The organism is Nocardia sp. NPDC050408 (genome assembly GCF_044458905.1).
Classification (GTDB): Bacteria; Actinomycetota; Actinomycetes; order Mycobacteriales; family Mycobacteriaceae; genus Nocardia.
Genome location: NZ_JBITIL010000003.1, coordinates 156,831 through 175,345 on the forward strand (window position 1 = coordinate 156,831; position 18,515 = coordinate 175,345).

Annotated in this window: 16 protein-coding genes and 1 pseudogene; 6 read left to right on the top strand and 11 right to left on the bottom strand. The window is 66.0% G+C overall.

Annotated elements, in window-relative coordinates; all coding sequences use genetic code 11:
* The first annotated feature begins 160 nt into the window (after window positions 1-160).
* Together ACIBJI_RS10465 and ACIBJI_RS10470 are read left to right on the top strand one after the other, a co-directional pair.
* Entirely contained in the window at window positions 161-1,069 is a 909-nt protein-coding gene (locus ACIBJI_RS10465) for an AMP-binding protein (RefSeq protein ID WP_364350250.1), read from the top strand.
* A gap of 58 nt (window positions 1,070-1,127) precedes the next feature.
* A complete protein-coding gene (locus tag ACIBJI_RS10470; RefSeq protein WP_364350247.1) occupies window positions 1,128-2,411 on the top strand; it encodes a helix-turn-helix domain-containing protein in 1,284 nt (427 codons plus the stop codon).
* 134 nt (window positions 2,412-2,545) lie between these two features.
* Here ACIBJI_RS10470 and ACIBJI_RS10475 read toward each other — a convergent pair whose 3' ends face one another.
* The 4 genes from ACIBJI_RS10475 to ACIBJI_RS10490 form a co-directional block, all read right to left on the bottom strand.
* On the bottom strand, window positions 2,546-3,823 hold the full coding sequence (locus ACIBJI_RS10475; RefSeq protein ID WP_364350244.1) for a sensor domain-containing diguanylate cyclase: 1,278 nt from the start codon (window positions 3,821-3,823) through the stop codon (window positions 2,546-2,548).
* 117 nt (window positions 3,824-3,940) lie between these two features.
* Window positions 3,941-5,047, bottom strand: a complete 1,107-nt coding sequence (locus ACIBJI_RS10480; RefSeq protein ID WP_397083835.1) for a terpene synthase family protein — start codon at window positions 5,045-5,047, stop codon at window positions 3,941-3,943.
* A gap of 310 nt (window positions 5,048-5,357) precedes the next feature.
* A complete protein-coding gene (locus ACIBJI_RS10485; RefSeq protein WP_364350238.1) occupies window positions 5,358-5,648 on the bottom strand; it encodes a hypothetical protein in 291 nt (96 codons plus the stop codon).
* A gap of 222 nt (window positions 5,649-5,870) precedes the next feature.
* Window positions 5,871-6,548 (bottom strand): hypothetical protein, encoded by a 678-nt coding sequence (locus ACIBJI_RS10490; protein WP_364350235.1) that lies wholly within the window; start codon window positions 6,546-6,548, stop codon window positions 5,871-5,873.
* Window positions 6,549-6,765: 217 nt separating this feature from the next.
* On the opposite strand from ACIBJI_RS10490, the gene ACIBJI_RS10495 reads away from it, so the two are divergent.
* Window positions 6,766-7,488, top strand: coding sequence for a TetR/AcrR family transcriptional regulator (locus tag ACIBJI_RS10495; RefSeq protein ID WP_364350232.1), 723 nt, complete (start codon window positions 6,766-6,768; stop codon window positions 7,486-7,488).
* On the opposite strand, the gene ACIBJI_RS10500 is transcribed toward ACIBJI_RS10495, so the two are convergent.
* Window positions 7,489-9,723, bottom strand: a complete 2,235-nt coding sequence (locus ACIBJI_RS10500) for a serine/threonine-protein kinase (RefSeq protein WP_364350229.1) — start codon at window positions 9,721-9,723, stop codon at window positions 7,489-7,491.
* A 234-nt stretch (window positions 9,724-9,957) separates the two neighbouring features.
* Here ACIBJI_RS10500 and ACIBJI_RS10505 point away from each other — a divergent pair, with 234 nt between their 5' ends.
* Window positions 9,958-10,227 carry a DUF1876 domain-containing protein gene (locus ACIBJI_RS10505; RefSeq protein ID WP_364350672.1) on the top strand — a complete coding sequence of 90 codons (270 nt, stop codon included), beginning with the start codon at window positions 9,958-9,960 and terminating at the stop codon, window positions 10,225-10,227.
* Window positions 10,228-10,318: 91 nt separating this feature from the next.
* Here the strand turns inward: ACIBJI_RS10505 and ACIBJI_RS10510 are convergent, their stop codons facing one another.
* The 3 genes from ACIBJI_RS10510 to ACIBJI_RS10520 all read right to left on the bottom strand — a co-directional run bounded on the left by ACIBJI_RS10510 (window position 10,319) and on the right by ACIBJI_RS10520 (window position 11,874).
* Window positions 10,319-10,729 (bottom strand): hypothetical protein, encoded by a 411-nt coding sequence (locus tag ACIBJI_RS10510; RefSeq protein ID WP_364350226.1) that lies wholly within the window; start codon window positions 10,727-10,729, stop codon window positions 10,319-10,321.
* 117 nt (window positions 10,730-10,846) lie between these two features.
* On the bottom strand, window positions 10,847-11,443 hold the full coding sequence (folE, locus tag ACIBJI_RS10515; RefSeq protein ID WP_364350223.1) for a GTP cyclohydrolase I FolE: 597 nt from the start codon (window positions 11,441-11,443) through the stop codon (window positions 10,847-10,849).
* A gap of 5 nt (window positions 11,444-11,448) precedes the next feature.
* Complete coding sequence (locus tag ACIBJI_RS10520) at window positions 11,449-11,874, bottom strand: hypothetical protein (protein ID WP_364350220.1); 426 nt, start codon at window positions 11,872-11,874, stop codon at window positions 11,449-11,451.
* A gap of 121 nt (window positions 11,875-11,995) precedes the next feature.
* Between ACIBJI_RS10520 and ACIBJI_RS10525 the strand changes: the two genes are divergently transcribed.
* Window positions 11,996-12,715 carry a helix-turn-helix domain-containing protein gene (locus ACIBJI_RS10525; RefSeq protein WP_364350217.1) on the top strand — a complete coding sequence of 240 codons (720 nt, stop codon included), beginning with the start codon at window positions 11,996-11,998 and terminating at the stop codon, window positions 12,713-12,715.
* A gap of 591 nt (window positions 12,716-13,306) precedes the next feature.
* Here ACIBJI_RS10525 and ACIBJI_RS10530 read toward each other — a convergent pair.
* Window positions 13,307-13,573, bottom strand: a complete 267-nt coding sequence (locus ACIBJI_RS10530) for a hypothetical protein (protein WP_364350214.1) — start codon at window positions 13,571-13,573, stop codon at window positions 13,307-13,309.
* Between the two features lie 66 nt (window positions 13,574-13,639).
* Here ACIBJI_RS10530 and ACIBJI_RS10535 point away from each other — a divergent pair, with 66 nt between their 5' ends.
* Window positions 13,640-13,765: an Rv1535 domain-containing protein gene (locus ACIBJI_RS10535; RefSeq protein ID WP_397084232.1), complete on the top strand. Its 126-nt coding sequence runs from the start codon at window positions 13,640-13,642 to the stop codon at window positions 13,763-13,765.
* A gap of 23 nt (window positions 13,766-13,788) precedes the next feature.
* Here the strand turns inward: ACIBJI_RS10535 and ACIBJI_RS10540 are convergent.
* Window positions 13,789-18,066 (bottom strand): annotated as a pseudogene (locus ACIBJI_RS10540) (HAD-IC family P-type ATPase); the annotation flags it as partial.
* Window positions 18,067-18,080: 14 nt separating this feature from the next.
* A complete protein-coding gene (locus tag ACIBJI_RS10545) occupies window positions 18,081-18,509 on the bottom strand; it encodes a hypothetical protein (protein ID WP_364350211.1) in 429 nt (142 codons plus the stop codon).
* Window positions 18,510-18,515 lie beyond the last annotated feature (6 nt).

Genomic DNA, 18,515 nt, shown 5'->3' on the forward strand with positions numbered 1-18,515 from the left:
TCTGACACCGCTACCCGGCCCGGAATAACGCGGTCACTGGCGACAATTGTCCTCCGGTGACAATGCCCGCGGCGAATTTCGTTCACGCACGACGGTGTCCGGCGACGGCGTGATTCCTATCGTTGTCGTCATTCCCCGCACCCACCCCTTAGGACCGCCTATGAATCTTTCGACTCTGCCGGACCTTCGTGCGGCCGCCGCACCGGACGCAGCCGCCGTCGCCGACGACAGCACCGACCTGAACAACGCAGGATTCCTCGACGCCGTGCGGCGCGCCGCCACTACCCTGCGCGCCGCCGGAGTATCGAGCGGCGACGTGGTTGCGATCATGTTGCCCAACACTGCCGCCTTTGTCGTATCCCTGTTCGCGACCTGGCGTGTGGGTGCCACGGTCATGCCTATCGACCCGTCGCTGAGCGCCGCGGAAGCCGACTGCCAGTTGACCGACACGGGCGCCAAGGTCCTGATCACCGCGCAGCGGACCAGCACCGACGCACCGGTGCGCGCCGTCATCCCCGCCGAGGATCTCACCACCGCCGACCACGATGTCGCCGAACCCGCACGCCCCCGCAACGACGCACTGGCGCTGCTCTTCTGTACCAACGGCACCACAGGCAAACCCAACAGCGTGACGGTCGACCACGCCAACCTCAACGCCATGTGCGCAATGGTGATCGAGGCGTTCGAACTCACCGGAGCCGACCACAGCCTGTTGAACCTGCCGCTGTTCCACGTCAACAGCATCGTGGTCGGCACCTTGTCGCCGCTGCTCGCCGGTGGCCGCGCCACCGTGGCCTTCAGCCCGAAGACGTTCTTCGACCGGATCGAGCGCAGCCGCGCCACCTACATCTCCGCAGTCCCGACCATGTACGCCCTGCTATCGGATCTGCCCGACCGAATCCGGCCGAACGCCGCATCGGTACGATTCGCCATCTGCGGCGCGGCGCCGGCCGACGTCGAACTGCTGACCAAATTCGAACGCCGCTACGGAGTACCGATCATCGACGGCTACGTCTCCGAAGTTCCCGCGCGATGGACACCGTCGGAGTACTCCTGCCGGGCGAGCTGATCAGAGCGCAACCCAGCAATTTCCCGCACGGCAACCGTCGAGTAACTACCGTTGGGGGGTGACGAGTTTTCGTCGCGACGGTGATGTCGATGTGAGCGGCCTTGTCGCGGGGATCGCCGCCCGTATGAATGAGCGGGTGACGGATATCAGCGCGATCCTGCGGCGCGGTCTCGAGGACGATATCCCCGAATTGCGGGATGATCCCCGCACCATCGAACTGCTCGGCGCCAGCGTGGAAGGCAATGTCGACACCCTCCTGCACGCGCTGCAGCACGACATACCACTGGCTCGGATCAACGCTCCCACGGCGGCCATCGAATACGCCAGACGTCTTGCCCAGCATGGAGTTCCGCTCAATGCCCTGGTGCGCGCCTATCGGGTCGGCCAGCGTCGGATGACAGAGTTGGTCTTCGCCGAAGTACGGGCGACAGGTATCGCGCCAGCGGATCGGATCACGGTGGTGGAGGCGATCACGACGACGTTGTTCGAATACATCGACTGGATTACCCAGCAGGTCGTCGCGGTGTATGAGACCGAGCGCGAGCAGTGGCTGGAGAGCCGCAACAGCGCTCGGGCCGTGCGCGTGCGTGAGGTGCTGGCCGGGGGGAAGCCGGTCGATGTTGATGCCGCGACCGAATCCATCCGCTACCCGCTGCGGTGGCACCACTTGGCGCTGATCCTCTGGTATCCCGACACCGGTGCGAGTAGTGACGAGCTGAGTCGGTTGCAACGCTTCGTTCGTGAGCTGGCCGAGGCGGTCGGCACTGCGGCGGCGCCGCTGTTCGGGGCCGCTGACCGGATGAGCGCTTGGGCTTGGCTGCCTTATCGGTCCGAGCAGTCCGATGCGGTGGCCAGGGTCTGTGATTTCGCGAGTAAGCGTCCGGACGCACCACGGCTGGCGATCGGCATCATGGGCCAGGGGGTGTCGGGCTTCCGTCGGTCCCATCGGCATGCGCTGCGCGCACGCTCGGTTGCGCTCGCGCGCGGCGGCGTGGAACTGAGGATCATCGCGGCGAGCGAGCCGGGGTTGTCGGCCGCGGCGTTGCTCGGCGGCGGCGCGGAGGTCGGCGAATGGGTGGGCGGGGTGCTGGGCGAATTGGCTGCCGATACCGATAACGATGCCCGGTTGCGCGAGACGTTGCGGGTGTTCCTGCGCACCGGATCCAGTTACAAGGCGGCTGCCGCGGAGCTGGATCTACATTTCAACTCGGTGAAATACCGGGTTGGGCGGGCGGTTTCGCGGCGCGGGCGGGTGATCACCGACGACCGGTTGGACGTCGAGCTTGCGCTGCTGATCTGCCACTGGTACGGCACAGCGGTGCTGCGGCCGAATACGGACTGACCGCGGAGACGGCACGGCGAGTCGATTCTCAGTCGAACAAGTCGACGAGCATCGGGTCTCAGTCGAACAAGTCGATGAACATCGGGGCCCGATAAGAATTCGTCGGTGGATACTTCGGGCTCGAGCCTGTCGACTCAGGTCGGCGCCTGCAGGGTGTGCAGGACCCAATGCCCTTTTTCGTTTGTTTTCGCGTAGTAGAGGCTGGCGTCGGCCGCGTCGAGCAGGGATTCGGCATTGGCGCCGGCGATCGGTGTGATCACGGCACCGATGCTGGCCGCTATTCGCAGCTGCTGGCCGTCGATGGTGATGGGGTCGGGAAATACCGACAATAGTTGGTTCGCGATGCCTGTTATTTGGTCAGTGGTGGCTGGTGGCGGGATCAGCACCACGAACTCGTCGCCGCCGAGGCGGGAAATGAGGCAATCGTATCCGCGCAGTTTGTCATGCAAGCGGGTGGCCACCGCGACCAGGACTTTATCGCCGGTTCCGTGTCCGAAGCGGTCGTTGACATGTTTGAAGTGATCTAGATCGGCGAAACACAGTCCAGCCCGGTCGCTTTCGTCGGCGGCCGTGATGAGTTCTTCGATCCGCTCGAGCAGGTAGCGTCGGTTCGGGAGGCCGGTGAGGGGATCATGTCGGGCCTGCCGACGAAGTTCGAGTTGGAGCCGGTGTTCCTCGGTGATGTCGGCTCCGATGGCCAGCAGGTAGTCGGGCTGTCCGTCGATGCCTTTGACATAGGAGATGGCGAATGACATCCAACCGACGCTGCCGTCAGCACGCACCAGTCGACGCTCGAGTCTGACCGTGCCTTCCTCGGATGGAACCAGTTTGTCGTAGAGCAGGGCGCGGATATCGTCTCGGTCGTCGGGATGGGCGAAGTCGTACACCGATATCCCGCGCAGCGCCTCGACCGGTACGCCGATCATGTCGGCCAAGCCCCGATTGGCTTCCAGCAGTGTGCCATTGGTGTCGCCGATGGCGATCGCGACGGTCGTATTGTCGAACAGGATGCGATATCTCGCGTCCTGTTCGTCGCGGTTGTTGTTTTCGGTCGAGTGATGGTGCGCACGAGACTGATCCAGGTGTGCCTGATGGCCTTGTCCGAGAGCGGCCAGCAGTCCGGCGAGTCGTTGTCCGGCATCGGGCCGAGCGGTGTAGTCGGCCAGCCGGCACAACACCTGTGCCGACACCGTGGGCACTCGGCCATCGGCCAAGTGCGCAGCCGATAGTGCCGCCCCGACTCGGGCGCCCACGGTCACGTCGAAGGGTTCGGCATCGAGGGCTGTGGAAAGTTCAACGATCAGGTCGGATAACTGTTGGTATCCGAAGTCATCGGGCATACGCATGCCGTCGACGGCGGCAAGTGTTTGCCACCAGGTTCGAGCCAGTGCCGCACACTGGGAGTCGTCCACCACAACCCTTCGATACCTCGCGCCGCTCGTCAACCCCTGACCGAGAGCGGCGTTGTGTTCAACGAACGATAGACGGTGGATACCGTTTCGTGTGGAAATTTCCGGCTAGAACAAGATTCACGAGCGATGGTTTTCGCCGAAGATCGACGTCCCTTTATATCTGAGGGTTGTGTTCTGCCATACCCAGGTGGCTTGCACACACCCGAGCAGGTCCTCGACATGGGCTGATACCGGCTCAGCGACGTAGCTGTCGGTGATTTCCGCGCACCGACAATCGATCCTGGCCCGAATCTTGCGGAATTCGCTCAGCCGGTCGCGCACGAGTCGTGCGGCGTCGTGCACGGCGTCGGCAAGGCTGGCGCCCGGAGTGTTCAACAGGCAGACCGGGATCAAATTGAAATCAGCGCCGTCGTGGATGCATTCCTTTTCGAAGGAGAACATGTCGTTCATCAACGCTCCGATCTCCACGGTCGCGCGCCGTAACTGCCGCAGATCGGCGTCGAGACCGACGGCGCGAATCCCATCCCACGGCAGATATGCGTCGCGACTGAACTCGCACAGCGCGATCGCCGGATACATACCCGACACCTGCGCACGCAGGTCGATGTAGTCCGCCACGGTGAGCAGCTCGCCGCGGGCGCGGGCGTTCTGATCCCGGATCGCCGGACGCAGATGGTCGATGGTCGAATCCAGGAACCGAGTCAGCCAGTCCGGGTCCGCCCGAGGCCCGACCCGCTCCAGGAATTCCAGTGTCGCGGCCGCTACGGGGGTGGGATTCGTTGCGGCACAACGTGTATCGAGCAGCTGACACAGCTGATCCACTGTCGCGCGTGCCTGCTGTTTTTCGGGATCGGTCAGATGGGCGAACTTCTCCCGGCCGACAGTATCGTTGAGCCAGAACAGGATCGCGTTGTAGATCCCGATAGTCGTCATCCGCTCCGCGGTGACAGCATGCGGATGCAGGTACGGAGTCATGCTGTTGTAGTGCGCGCCCCCGGCGTCCAACCAAATCCCGTACCGGCGGCAGAGTTGTTCCACCTCCGCACATGCCTGCTCCCCGAACCGATTCGGCGCGAAACCCGCACAGAAGTCGACGATGTCGCGGTCGGAAGTGCTGAACAGCTCGCGCAGCGACCACCTCCGCCGCGCGCGCACCAACTCCGCATACTCTGCCTGCATCGTGGCGAGCCGCGCCTCGACCACCGGCGTGTACTCGCCAACCACGAAACTCCCTCCCCGACCACACCGCGCCTCGACAGAGTGCCGGACCGAATCCGGCAGTGGCCGCACCAGGCAATCAAATGATAAACGATCGTAAGCCAGATAGCTTCACTCGATTATCTGGTGAAAGGTCTTGCCGGAGAACGGGTGTACTCGAGGTGGTCCGGGCAGGGCAGCCCAGCGTCTGAGATGTGCCAGGGCGTATCGCCGGCCAGTGCCGCACCGGGAGTTCACCGGTGCAGTTGGCCCACGTCACACGACGGTGCCGCCCGGACGCCCGGCCTGGACGGCGGTTCTGATTCCCCGAGCCGGACTACAGGCTTGGGTCCTGCTGGGCGAGGACGAAGGTGCCCTGGCCGTTCGGGTCCAATTCGGTGTCGAGGATCTTGTCGTCGAGGAAGGCGGCGGCCTGCTCGTCCAGGAAGATCCGCGACCCTTCCGCAGTCAAGACCTGGTCCTGTTCGGCCGGTTCCGCGGCGATCGCGAGGGACATCGTCTCGGCGCCATCCGTCGTGGAGATCCGCAGCCCGGCATCGGTCGGCGTGCCCTCTGCGGAGGTGATGGTGCGAACTGCCTCGATGGCATTAGGGGTGAGCATCAGCATCTGTCTGGTTCCTTCCGCTGTCATTACAGTCGGCCGAGGTGGGCAAACCGCATTTCTCGCAGGCCGGTCTCCAGCCCTGATCGTCAGCCGGTGGCCCCATCGGCACCGGCATCCACCTAGCAGTAGCCATGAACTGGCTCGCGCAAACAACCTTTTCGCCGACCTGCGCGAGTCGATGGAGGACGGGCACGACCGAACGTCTCGCCGACCTGTCCGCAAGCGTCACCCGCTGACCGGGTCCTCCACGCCGTCGGATTGCCGGGTGTGGCGGATGCCTCGCCAGCCCAGTGGCAGTTGCACGCGGCCTGCCCGGATATCGCCGATGAGGTGCGCATAGCCGTCACGGACCTCGCCGAGATGGACCCATGCCGAGTGTCGAAGCTCCTCGCAGTCGGTGTGCAGCACCGTCCACCACGCCTCGGCGTAGGTCTTCGCGACATGACTGATCACCTCACCGAAGGTGTGGGTGTAGCGGCGGGCGCATCGGCTGTGGCGGACGTAGGAGGCCGCCCAAGAGTTGATCTTGTCGATGACCTTCGCGATATCCGCATGCAGGGCTGTCTCGGTGACCTCGGGCGGATGTCGCTGCGGATTCAAAACCGCCGAAATCAGGGCAGCGTGCAGATCGCCGAGTTCTCTCGCCCACGCGATCATTGGGAACGGCTCGGTGAGGCGCCCGGCGATCGCGGCCAACAGTTGGTCCGGCGACAGCACCGATGCCGCATCGATCGTGCCATCACCCTGCGCCGCTATACCCGCATCCATGGGGAGCACATGTCCTTCCGGCAGCGAGTGCTCACGGCGCTGTGGACCACCATCTGCGGCCGGCGCCGAGGTAGCGGTCGCCGCCTCGGGCGATGCCGTCGAGATGTTGGCGGTGCTGGCAGAGAGGCTGGTCATGCGAAGTATTCGCAGGCTCGATGTTCCGCCTCGGCGGTATGGGCGTACTGATTCATAGGTCGTGCTCGACTATTTCGAGATGAATGGTTGATGCGACGAGCGCGTCGCTGCGGCTCGGCGCATAATGCTAATACTGACTGCGCACTCAGTCAACGACTGGCTGGGCAGTCAGTGAGTGCTAGAGTCTCCGGAAATTCGGCCGAGGAGGGGTGGGTCAGTGGGTGAGCGTGCGACGGGACCGGGCAAGTCGGGCGCGATTCTCGATATTTTCACGCGCCATGTCGCCGAGAAGGGGTACGACGGGACCAGTTTCAGCGGAGTCGCAAGCGAGCTGGGCATCTCACAGGGCTTGATCGTGCATCACTACGGCACAAAGGCGCGGTTATTGGAGGCCCTGCATGTTTCCTATATGCGGCGCCGCCTCGATGAGGCACAGCGCATCGTGTCCGAGTTCGCTACGTCGACCGAGCAGCTTGCCGGGCTGTTGCACGCGGCCATGCTCTATCAGGTGCACGATCGAAATCGGACCGTCGCCTTCCAGCGTGAGGTCGCACGGCTCGCGCAGGAGGATGAGAATTCCGAGGGGCGCAAGCTGCGCAGGAGTTACCTCGGAATCCTGCACGGCGTGGTCGATGCCGGCGTTGCGTCGGGTGAGTTCCGCGCCGTCGATACCAGTATCCGGAGCCTGCTCATCTTCGGTGCCGCCCAATGGGCGTGGACGTGGTTCGAGCCGGAAGGGCGACGATCTGCCGCGCAGGTCGGTGCCGAATTGGTAGATCTCACTCTCGGATCACTGTTGGTGAATCGCAGATCGTTACCGCGCCTCAAGGATCCCGACGGCCGCCTGGTCGCAGCAGTGATCAAAATAATCACCGCACCGGGTTCGCCCGAACGAGACGAGTCCGCCGCAAGCCTTCGAGACCACGATAAGAACGGCTGATCAGCGAGAATCAGGCTTTTGCGAGACCACCCGCTCGAGCGCGCGCAGGTCTGCATCCAGCTTGCGGAACAACCAATAAGCCGCGACGAACGCGAGCCCGGAGGCCGCGCACAACCCCAGAACCGAATCGCGTACGAGCGGAAGCTCCTCGGGTTCGAGGGCGGTGAATCCAGCCAGCACTCCGACCAGCGGCACCGACGCCGTCACCGCGAGATAGGCCGTGATCCTGCGACGCAGCGCCCGCAAATAGGCGGCGTCGTGCGCCGATGTGCGGCCGTGGCGCAGGTAGACGGGATAGACACAGCGCACGACGTAGAACGTGGAAAGGAAGAATGTGTAGGCAACGGAGATGGTGCCCGCCACCAGAACGGTCGCCGCAGCATGGACCATTAGCCGCGCCGGTAGGTCGGTGAACCAGCGAAGCAACATCACCCCCGTCACGGTCGCGCAAACCGCGAACAGCAGGGTGTTCATCGCACACAGGTCGCCCCAGAACAGCGTTCGCGACCGCACCCGCGCGAGCATTGCCTCGTCGTAGCGTCTGCCGGCGCGCAAGCCACGAGGAACCGCGATCAAATCGCGCGACATGTATGCGTAGATGAGGATGGCCGGCGGCGAGGCGCACAGGACGAAAATGATGACACCCTCGTCGAGCTGCGCGTTGGTGGCATCGGAGAGCCGCTCTCTGATCAGTTCCTGGACGTGCACGGCCATGTAGACCGTAGCGAGGGTGACGCCGACCAGCGAAGATAACCACAGGACGGGGGTTGGCCATCGTGAAAGTCGTGCCCGCCAACTGTTCGGCGGCGGATAAACAAGGTCGCGCGCTCGTTCCTCGAGGCACAGGTCGAACTGCTGGGCCAATTCCGAACCGCAGGAGTAGCGGTCTTCGCGCTCGGGCGAAAGACACTTCAACAGCACCCGGCGCAACGCCACGGGGCAATCCGGGGGTAGCTCCGCTAAGAACGTCGACTCGACGGGTCGGCGTCGCAGTTCGAGCATGCGGGCCAGCGATGTCTGCGACTCGCCGGCCGAGGTTTCGTCCGCGAATGGTCGGTGTCCCGTGAGCAACTCCCACAGCATGACACCCAGCGCGTAGATGTCGCTTCGGGTATCGAGGTCGGCGGCGGTCGCCGGGAAGTCCGGATGGCAGGCTTCGAGCTGTTCAGGCGACATGTATGCCAGTGATCCGCCGAAGTACGCCAGGGGACTTGTCCCCCCGAGGTGTTTGCTGGAGCTGACATTGAAGTCGGCCAACTTCGGGATTCCCTCGGCGCTCAGCAGTACGTTCGCGGGTTTGATGTCTCGATGCAATACCCCTCGGTCGGACGCGTGCTGCAGCGCGTCCGCGAGTCGGCGGCCCAGCCAGGCGACGGTCTCCGGCCATGTCAGTGCGGCGAGCTGTGTCCGAACAGCTGATTCCGTGGGTCGAACCTCGCCCTTATCGGCAAGTACCTTGTCGATGGCATCGAGCAGCAGTTGCCCGCTGCGGTATTCCGGATGCGTCGAGCGCTGTAGGCGCAGCACGTCGAGCAGCGTGCCCCCAGGGAGGTACTGCATGTACAGCAGCTTCAGCTCGCCGTCGGCGATGAGTCGCTGGTCGAAGATGCGCACGATGTATTCGTGGTCCAATTGCGCGAGGGTCTGCGGCTCGTTGCCGTGGTTATGGGAAATCTTGACCGCGACCAGTCGCTGCATTGATTGTTGTCGAGCGAGATAGACCTGGGCGAAGGCGCCCGCCCCGATCCGCATCAGGAGATCGAAATCGTCGATCCGGTGGCCGACATCGATGGCGTCGAGAACCACTTGGGCACTTGGACGAGCAATCATCGTGCTGCGGTAGTCGCTGGTGAGCTGTGCGAGCTCAGGGCCGGCCGCCGTGGCGGTGGCCTCGGCGAGCATGCCGGCCGCATCGACTGCGTGTGAACCGCGGCGCAGGGCGTGGAACTCCTCGTAGACCAGCTCGGCCGGAAGCGGACCACCTTGCAGCTCTGCGAATTCCGCACGATATTCGATCAGTCGTTTGGGAAAGTCATAACGAAGCCAGCGGTATTCGAGATCGATCTTGATCAGTTCGATCAGTACCGTGCGCCGCTCAGCCTGCGCACGCGGCAGGTACGCCGCCAGGTCTGGTGGGGACTCGGACGCCCAAGCCTTGGAAAACCGCGCCACCGCAGCGGCAAGCGCTGTGCGGGTTCGCGCAGCTGGATCGACCAGATCGGTCGGCTCGTACATCGGTCGCTCGGAGATCAGCGCCGGACGATCAGCTGGCGGCTACGCGTGATGCGGTCCATGTCGCAGTTGCCCGACATTATTTCCTTTCCGCCAAACCTCCCTGCCTAAGGGTATCGCCCCGATACGAGCGCATGGTCGCCGAATTCGCCGAACCGAGCATGGTGTGCGCGAGCATGGTGGTGCGATATTGGAGGTGAAGCGACACAGTCCCTACTGATCTGGAGGGCAGTGCGAATGCCGTCGAAAACTTGGAACATCGCCATCGCCATCGAAGAACTCGACCGCCTGACCAAAGTAAAAGCCCAGCTGATCGGCCGCGGAGATGAGCCGTTGGTCGCCGCCGGGTCAGCTCACACCAATCCCGCCGACGAGAACATTCCTGCCATCGGTGATGAGCTCGCTTGTGCCCGTGCACTGCAAGATCTGGCCCACCAACTGCTGCACGCGGCGATTACGGATATCGAAGCCCACACGCACAAGCCGGTTCAGGGCTTGCAAGCCTGACATCCGACCAGGCCGGGCTCGGGTCCGACAGTGCTGGGGTCCGACGGTGCTGGGGTCCGTGCTGGCCTGACCGGTTCCGAAGTCGAAGGCGTCACAGCGCTGCCAGTGCAACCGCGGCAACCCACAGCTCTCGATCGATCGGATCGTCCGGTACACCGTTTTCGGCCGACCGGAACGTTTCCACGACATCGGCTCCTGGGTCGCCCCGGGATGCCGTCCAGAGGTTGCCCCGCGCGTCGGCGGTCCGCATCAGGACCGCTTCCGAGTGAAATCCGAACCCCCACAGCGTCTGTCGGGGCGCCTGCGAGAACACCAGCGTCGCCAAATCCTGGAACGGCGGGTCAGCGGACGTCGGCTGTGTCAGTACGCCGATCTGATCCGGCCCCGCCAGGGTGAGGCCGAAAAACAGGGGAGTCGAGTCCCACTGCTCGTTGGCTCCGAGCAGGGTGGCGGTCACGGTTCGGATCAACTCGTCTGATGGGTACAGGATCGTTCTCGACATGCATGCCTTCCCAGGATGGGTCACGCTTCCCCGCAACGGTAATGGGTGCTGCGCAGACATGGGCTCGGCCACGGCGGAATAGACCTGCACTTCGGTCCGACGAGGTCTCCGGACCAGTCAGGGGGTGATGCCGGTGAGGGAGAGGAACTCCTGGCGGGAGCGGGCGTCTTCGCGGAGGGAGCCGAGGAGGGTGGAGGTGACGGTGGTGGTTCCGGCTGCTTGTACGCCGCGCAGGGTCATGCAGGTGTGTTCGGCTTCGATGACAACGCCGACGCCTTTGGGCTGAAGCTGTTCGGCGAGCCAGTCGGCGATCTGCTTGGTGAGTCGTTCCTGGACTTGGGGGCGGCGGGAGAAATGCTCGACGATGCGGGCGAGTTTGGACAGCCCGAGGATGCGGTCACCAGGGAGGTAGCCGACGTGTGCGACGCCGACGAAAGGTAACAGGTGGTGTTCGCAGACCGACCGCAGCGGGATGCGGCGGGCGAGCACCAGTTCGTCATAGCCTTCGTCGTTGGGGAAGGTGGTCAGATCGAACGGGCGTGGGGTGAACAGTTCGGCGTAGGCGCGGGCCATCCGACCGGGGGTGGCGTGCAGGTGTTCGTCGTCGAGGCCGACGCCGAGCGCTGTCAGGAAGTTCCGGGCGGCGAGCTCGGCGGCGGCCAAGTCGATGGTGCTGGCGGGGTCGTGGACTACTCGCAGCGCGGGATGGGACACGATGATCAGCTCCCACCGACGCCGAGCGCGGTCAGCAATACAAGGACCACGGTGGTGACGGCAAGGACGCCGTGGCCGCCGACGACGGCCACCGGGAAGTGTTTCTCGGCCGGTTCGGGGTTTGCGGTCGCTGCGGTTTCGGTGCGTGCGCGGTAGACGGGCAGCCAACGCAGCAGCATGACGAATCCCAGCAGTGCCACCGGGATCAGCAGTGCGAATGCGATCCAGGCAAGGGCGTCGTTGTCGAGGACGAGGTAGACGATCCACACGACCAGCCCGGCGACGGCGAGCGCGAAATGTCCGAATAAGACCGGTACGGGAAGGTGGCTGGCACTCGGTTGGCGTGCACCGCCTTTGGCGATCCAGGTGCCGAGTAGGACGAACCCACCTACGGCGGTGAGCAGCCAGAGGATTAATGCTGCGATACCCATGATGCCTCCTGACTAGTTACACCAAAGATTATTGGTGTAATTGCTTGGATCGGTCAAGTTACCTCGCCGGTCGGGTACCCAGCATGTTTCGGCCAACACCGGTCGGCGTTATTGTGGTCGTGTGACCAGTGAATCGGCGATCGGCGCGGTGGCCGCGCTGGAGGACGAGCTGCGCCGAGGCATGTACTGGTTCATCCGCGCTGCCGGGCGCCCGGTCACCCGCGACGAAGCCGCCGAGGAGGTCGGAATCTCACGGAAGCTGGCCGCATTCCACCTCGATAAGCTCGTCGACGCCGGACTGCTGCAGGCCCGTTACGAACAAGTCGACGGGGTCCGGCGGGTCGGGCGGGCACCGAAGGTGTACGAGCCGACCGATACTGAGGTCCGGGTGAATATCCCCGAGCGCCGCCACGAGGTACTGGCCGACATCCTGATCGGCGCGGTACTCACCGAGACTTCCGACGAGACCGCTCGAGCCGCGGCGCAACGGGTGGCCGTCGAGCGTGGTGTGGGCATCGGAGCGGCCATGCGGGAGCGGTTGCGGCCCGGTCGGCTCGGTGCGGAACGCGCCCTCACCCTGCTCCACGGGTTGCTCGCTGAGCACGGATTCGAACCCGCCCGCGCCGCGCCGAACTGCATCCGGCTTCGCAATTGCCCGTTCCATCCCTTGGCCGCGCAGGCGCCCGAACTGGTGTGTGGACTCAACCACGCCTATCTCACCGGCGTGCTCACCGGCCTGCGGGCCGACACCGTGACCGCGGAGCTGGCACCGAAAGCCGGCGAATGCTGCGTCCAACTCCGTCCCGTCACGTCGGACACGGCTCGCTCTGCGCCCGCATGACCTGACTGTCACGACCGAGCGTGACCGTCTTAGTTGTGCACAAATCCGGAAGGACGCCTTCCTTTACGACGTACCATCGATTAATGTGTCGTTATATAGCGGTACGTTAATTGAGGGGAAGAAGCTGATGGAGATCGCGACGAAGTTCTGGACGGTGCGTCGTGTGGTTGTCGCGACGCTGTTCGCCATCGCGTTGGTGATGCTGACGGTCGCCTCGCCGCACCTTTTCGCGGCCACGGCCGGGCCTCGGGACTCGCACAGTCCCGGAGGCGGTCACGGCTACGGATCGGGGACACGCCCTAACAGCACTGACCACGGTCAGCTCAACAGCGGTTACGGTTCCGGAGTGCGCTCCAACAGCGGTGGCCACGATCAGTACCGGGGTCGCACCGAGAACCCCTGTCAGTACACGCCCACGGGGACGTGCGGAGCGCGCTGACAACGAAGTCGACGTACTCCTGGCGGGATCGAGCAATCCGCCGTTCGGTTCGACCGATCCCAGTTCGTCGCCGCGGTATTCGATGATTCGTGCACCGAGGTTGTCGTTGTCGCAGGCAGTGCGTGTGGGAGAGGTCTGACTGATGCGCTGGTCTACGCGTCTTCGAGCGCTTCGCCGATCTGGTGGGCGACGCGGTTGTGCTGATTCTGCACCAGCCAGTGCCCAGCCGCGAGGACAACTACGACGGGCCATTCGATGATCTCCGCGGCGGCCAGGGCGCCGAGAGCACCGTAGTACGCCAACTGCTCGGGTCGGGGGATGCGGACACGGCCAAGCATCGGCAGATCCACCGCGAAACCTTGTGCGGAAAGCACCCGGTCGACGGCGTCTCGGTGGCCGGTTGGTGATTTTTCGGCCATGTGTTGCCTCCCGGTCATGGTGTGTTCGAGTATTCGACTCCTGGTATCCGCATGGTGTCCAGTGTGATGAGTACTGGTGTGGGCGTTGGCTCAGATCCTTTGACAGGCGCGTTGACGCAGGTGCTGGCAGTGCCGGTGCGCGAGTTGTACGCGGTGCTGTGGCGTCTGGGGGTCATCGAGATCCTCGACTGATTATCCCCCCGGTGCCCGCCCGTGGTGAACAGTCGGGCAGCGATGGCCGCGATGACGGTGGCGACGGCGGCGGTGGACAGCGCCTGCCACCAGCCGATCGGCCCCAGGGGTGTGCTGCCGAGTAGTTGGCTGATTCCTGGGGTGCTGATCAGCGCGGCGAGGGCCAGCAGGGAGCCGGCTGCGGTGGCGACGACCAGCGGGCTGTGGGAGTCGATGAGCGTCTGTCCCAACTGTGTGGCGACCAACGCCACCAACGCGACCGTCGAGGCGCGCCGTCTTCGGCCGGTGAATTTCGCCCGCACCCAGGCGACCATGGCGGCGGAGGCGGTCGTCGCGCCCCGCACCGCTATCGTCCGCCACAATGCGGCTCGGTCGGGTCCGCGGCCGGTGTACCGCGATTCGGCGCTGGGCGGGCTGACCGCGAGTGCAGCGGCGGGCAGCGCGTCGGTGAGGATGTTGACCAGCAGCAATTGGCGGGTGTTCAGCGGTGCCCGGCCGGTGAGGGCAGTGCCGGCGATCGCGAAAGCCACCTCGCCGGCGTTGCCGCCGAGTAATACGGCCACCGCCGACTGCACGCGCCGCCACAGTTGTCGGCCTTCGTCGAGGGCGTCCAGCAGTGCACGGATTCGCCCGTCGAGCAGCATGACATCCGCCGCGGTGCGGGCGGGGTCACTGCCGCGTGCGGCCACGCCGATACCGACGGTTGCGGTGCGGATGGCGGCCGCGTCGTTGGAGCCGTCGCCGACCATGGCGCACACGTGACCCAGCCGCTGGATCGTCTCGACGATCTGCACCTTGTGCTCGGGTGACATCCGGGCGAACACTCGCCGACTCTGCACCGCCCGCTGTTGTTCGTGCCGGGACAGCGCCTCCCATTCGGGCCCACTGATCACCTGATCATCGTCGATGGGCATGCCCACTTCGGCCGCGATCGCGGTGGCCGTCACGGGGTGGTCGCCGGTGATCAGCCGCACCCCGATGCCGCGGTCGGCCAGCTCGGCCAGCACCTCGGTCGCGTCCGCGCGCGGTGTGTCCGATATGCCCAGTAACCCGGCGAACCGCAGTCCGTTGCCGCACAATTCGGCGAAGGCATCGGCGTCGTCACGAACCGAGCGGGCCTGCGTCGCCGAAAGCTCCCGGGTGGCGACGGCGATCACCCGCAGCCCCTCGGCGGCCATCTCGCGCACCTGCCGCTGTGCCGCCTCGTCGGTATCGACGCACGCGGCGAGCACCACCTCCGGCGCTCCCTTGATCGACAACTGCGTATCGTGCACGGACACCGAGAACGCGCGACCGGACCGGAACGGCAGATGCGCCGCCGGCTCGCCGTGGTTCAGGTGTCGCCCGGCGTCGGCGACCGCGCGGTCGGTGGCGTGTTCGTGCGGTTCACCGTTGGCGAGCGGGGTGGCCCGCAAGGCGTGGATGAGCACATCGTCGGCGGACAAACCGGAAGCGGCACACACCCTGGTCACCCGGAGTCGGTTCTCGCTGAGCGTCCCGGTCTTGTCGAAGCACACCATGTCGACACGGCCGAGGGCCTCGACCGATCGCGGACTTCGCACCAGCGCGCCCGCGTGGGTCAGTCGCCGCGCTGAGGCCTGCTGCGCCAGCGTCGCGACCAGCGGCAACCCCTCCGGGACCGCGGCCACGCCGACGGCGACACCGCTGCTGACCGCCTGGCGCAGACCCGTGCGCCGCAACAGCCCGAGCGCGGTGACCAATCCGCCGCCGACAAGGCTGAACGGCCACGCCTTGTTCGTCAGATCTTTCAATTGCGTCTGCAGGCCGACCGCGGGACTGTCTTCGTGTGCGGGGGCGGTGGCACGATGTGCTCGGGTCTGTTCGCCGACATCGGTGACGATCGCGACCGCGGTGCCCGCCACCACCGTCGTGGTGGCGTAGAGCATGCAGGCTCGTTCGGCGACGGGCGCGGCCGGTGTGGCGTCGATCTGCTTGGGCACCGGCAGCGATTCCCCGGTCAACGACGACTCGTCGACTTCTACGTCGAGCGCGTGGGTGAGCCGTGCGTCGGCAGGCACGACTTCACCGGGCCGTACCTCGATGACGTCACCGGGGCGCAAGTCGGTGGCGTCGACCATCGCGTAGCGGTCGGCGTCGACCAGCTTGCGAGCCGGTGGGGCTTGGGCGGCCAGCAGTCGCCGCAGCAACCGTTCGGCGCGAATCCGCTGAGTCGCGGCCAGGGCCGCGTTTCCGGCGAGCACCGACCCGACCAGGATCGCGTCGATGGGCGAACCCAGCACCGCGCTGGCCGCGGAACCCACCGCTAGCACCGGGACCAACGGGTCGGACAGCTCCGCGCGCATCGCGCTGGCGAAATCCCCGATCGCTCGGCGCACCGGCGCGATGACCGACTGCGCGGGATAGGTCGCAGCCGCCGACTCCGCCCGCTTGTCCGCTTCGGCTGCCTGCGGCGCCAGCACACGACGCACGTGTTCGACGGACATGGCGTGCCATTCGTGCACGCTCGCGGTAGGCGGCGGTGGGCTTTCGAGCGCTGCGCGGGCAAGCCGGTATCCCGTCCATGCGCCAGCGGCGGCGCCGGCGCTGACCGGGCCCGAGCCGCGGCCCCGGACCCCGGGAATCATCAGCAATGCACCCAGTAGGGAAGCGCCGGCGGCGATTTCGACGCCGCGCTCGCTGGCTTGACGGGCCACGGGCAGCGCGTGCAAGATCCGCCACACGTCCTGCAGGTTGTCGACGAGCACATCCGCGTGCCACGGCGGCGGCCCGCCCGCGGTGACACCGATCGCGACGTCGGCGTCGGCCAGTGCCTGGGCCGCGGCGCTCGACACCACTGCCACCGTGCGGCCCTCCCGCTGCAGCCGGTGCACTGCCTCGGCGAGCGCTTCATCGAGGGATCCGGGCACCGGATCGAGATCGTCGAACGACGACCGCAGGTCATCGAGCATATCGACGTCGACCGACACCGCCTCCGCACCGCTGCGGCGCGCTTCGCGCAGCACCGCCGAAGCCAGCGGATGATGCGCGAATCGCACGAGCACCGCGCCGCCTCCGCCATTGCCGGACAGCGGCCGCGGGACCGGGTGCCACCCGGGCTGCCATGTGCCACGGTCCAATCGATCCTGTGCCCACTGCCACGCCACCGCCCGCTCGTGTTCGGGCACATCGCGGATGCGGGCCACCCGCAGTTCCTCGCAGCACAACACGCGAGGATCGACCACCACCGCATCGACCCGGTCCAGGCGTCGGAACATCCGTGGCCGCAAGGACAGCACACCGTACCGGTCGGCCAGGCCGCGGGCGAGTGTCGCGGCGAACGACTCCCGGCTGGTGCGAGCCGCTTTCGGCGCGGCGACGGTGACGGCGCTGGCGGCGGCGTCGAGGTCGGCCGTGATAATGCCGATCGCTGGTGCGGCGGCCGCTTGCGCTGCCGCACTGCGGTCTGCGTGGCGCTCGACCGGTCCAGGCGGCAGCGGTGTCGGTCGGTCTCCGGAGCGGACACTGTCGACGCATCCCGCGTGCGCCGCGAGACGGGGCTCGCGGCGTTGCCAGAGCGTGGCCGCGGCGCGGGTCTCGGCGGCTCTCGCAATATGGATGAACACCTCGACGCCCAGTGACGCCGGTTGCTGGGTGACGGCGGCCGCGGCGGCCGCGGCGAGCGCGATCGCGCTATCAGCGGCGCTGGTGCCGAGGCGCTGTTCGACCGCGCGACGCAGCCGCGGCTGGTAATCGACGAGCGCGACAACGGCGTTGAGGCCTGCTGGCAACCGCCGCCAACCGCCCACTCGGCCGGCCAACGCTACACCCAGACTCACGGCGTTCACCGCCGCCGAAACCACGCTGTCGGCCAGCACGATACCGTCGGCGGGCAGGTCAACCGGCCGGAGACCCGAACCGGACTGATGCCGGCGTTCGGCAGCGGCCACCACTGCGCACAGCTCGTCGACGACAGTCGGGTCGTCCACCTCGGCGATGACCCGCGACAGCGGATAATTGAGCGCCACCGAGATCACGCCCCGATGCGAACGCACGGCGGCGAGCACCGCGGGACCCAGCTCGTCGCGCGGCTCGCGTCCGCCCAGGCCACGCACTTCGATCCAGCAGCGGCGCTTGCCGCACCAACGTCGCCGGGCCGGTCTACCACCGAGCAGTTCCGACGCAGCCTCGGTGACAGCCTCGACCAGCCGGCGATCGAGCATCGTGCGCACCGGCACGGTGACAAGCTCCACACTCGCGGCGGCGGCGCCCGCGGCCGCCCGCACACCCGAGCCGACGGCGCGCGGGGGCAGTGACGACGCGGTCCGTAACAGTAGGCCCAGGTCCACGTCGCGGACTAACGCTTGCTCGGCGAGCGTCGCGCCTGGGCCGCGTTCTTGGACGCGGGGGTCGCCTTCGTTGTAGTGGTGGGCTGTGTGTTCGCCTTCTGTGTGCGGCCCGAGGTCTGTTCGGCGCGATCGCCGTCGGCGGGCGCCTGCAGTCGACCCGATCGCTGCCCGAGATGATGGACCACCAGGGCAGCGCCGCCGACGCCCAGCAGCACCGGCCAGTCCACCAGCCCCGTGGCACCGATCGCCGCCAACGTCAACACTGCCGCTGGTGCCGAGTGGCTGCCGCTGCCCAACCCGTTCTTCACGCCGACCGCAGCACCTCGGATACCGCCGATCACGCCCTCGACAGCAGCGCCGCCCACGGCCCCGGCCGCCGCCGTCGTCGCATCGGCCGTCCGAGCGATCACGTCCACCACGCCGTCGGAAATGTTCATCATCAC

Coding starts and splice junctions, on each gene's coding strand:
- ACIBJI_RS10520 (WP_364350220.1), bottom strand. CDS start 11,874: ATGGGTATCGCAGCATTAATCCTCTGGCTGCTCACCGCCGTAGGTGGG.
- ACIBJI_RS10545 (WP_364350211.1), bottom strand. CDS start 18,509: ATGAACATTTCCGACGGCGTGGTGGACGTGATCGCTCGGACGGCCGAT.
- ACIBJI_RS10465 (WP_364350250.1), top strand. CDS start 161: ATGAATCTTTCGACTCTGCCGGACCTTCGTGCGGCCGCCGCACCGGAC.
- ACIBJI_RS10510 (WP_364350226.1), bottom strand. CDS start 10,729: ATGTCGAGAACGATCCTGTACCCATCAGACGAGTTGATCCGAACCGTG.
- ACIBJI_RS10485 (WP_364350238.1), bottom strand. CDS start 5,648: ATGCTGATGCTCACCCCTAATGCCATCGAGGCAGTTCGCACCATCACC.
- ACIBJI_RS10535 (WP_397084232.1), top strand. CDS start 13,640: ATGAGTACTGGTGTGGGCGTTGGCTCAGATCCTTTGACAGGCGCGTTG.
- ACIBJI_RS10530 (WP_364350214.1), bottom strand. CDS start 13,573: ATGGCCGAAAAATCACCAACCGGCCACCGAGACGCCGTCGACCGGGTG.
- ACIBJI_RS10490 (WP_364350235.1), bottom strand. CDS start 6,548: ATGACCAGCCTCTCTGCCAGCACCGCCAACATCTCGACGGCATCGCCC.
- ACIBJI_RS10500 (WP_364350229.1), bottom strand. CDS start 9,723: ATGTACGAGCCGACCGATCTGGTCGATCCAGCTGCGCGAACCCGCACA.
- ACIBJI_RS10505 (WP_364350672.1), top strand. CDS start 9,958: ATGCCGTCGAAAACTTGGAACATCGCCATCGCCATCGAAGAACTCGAC.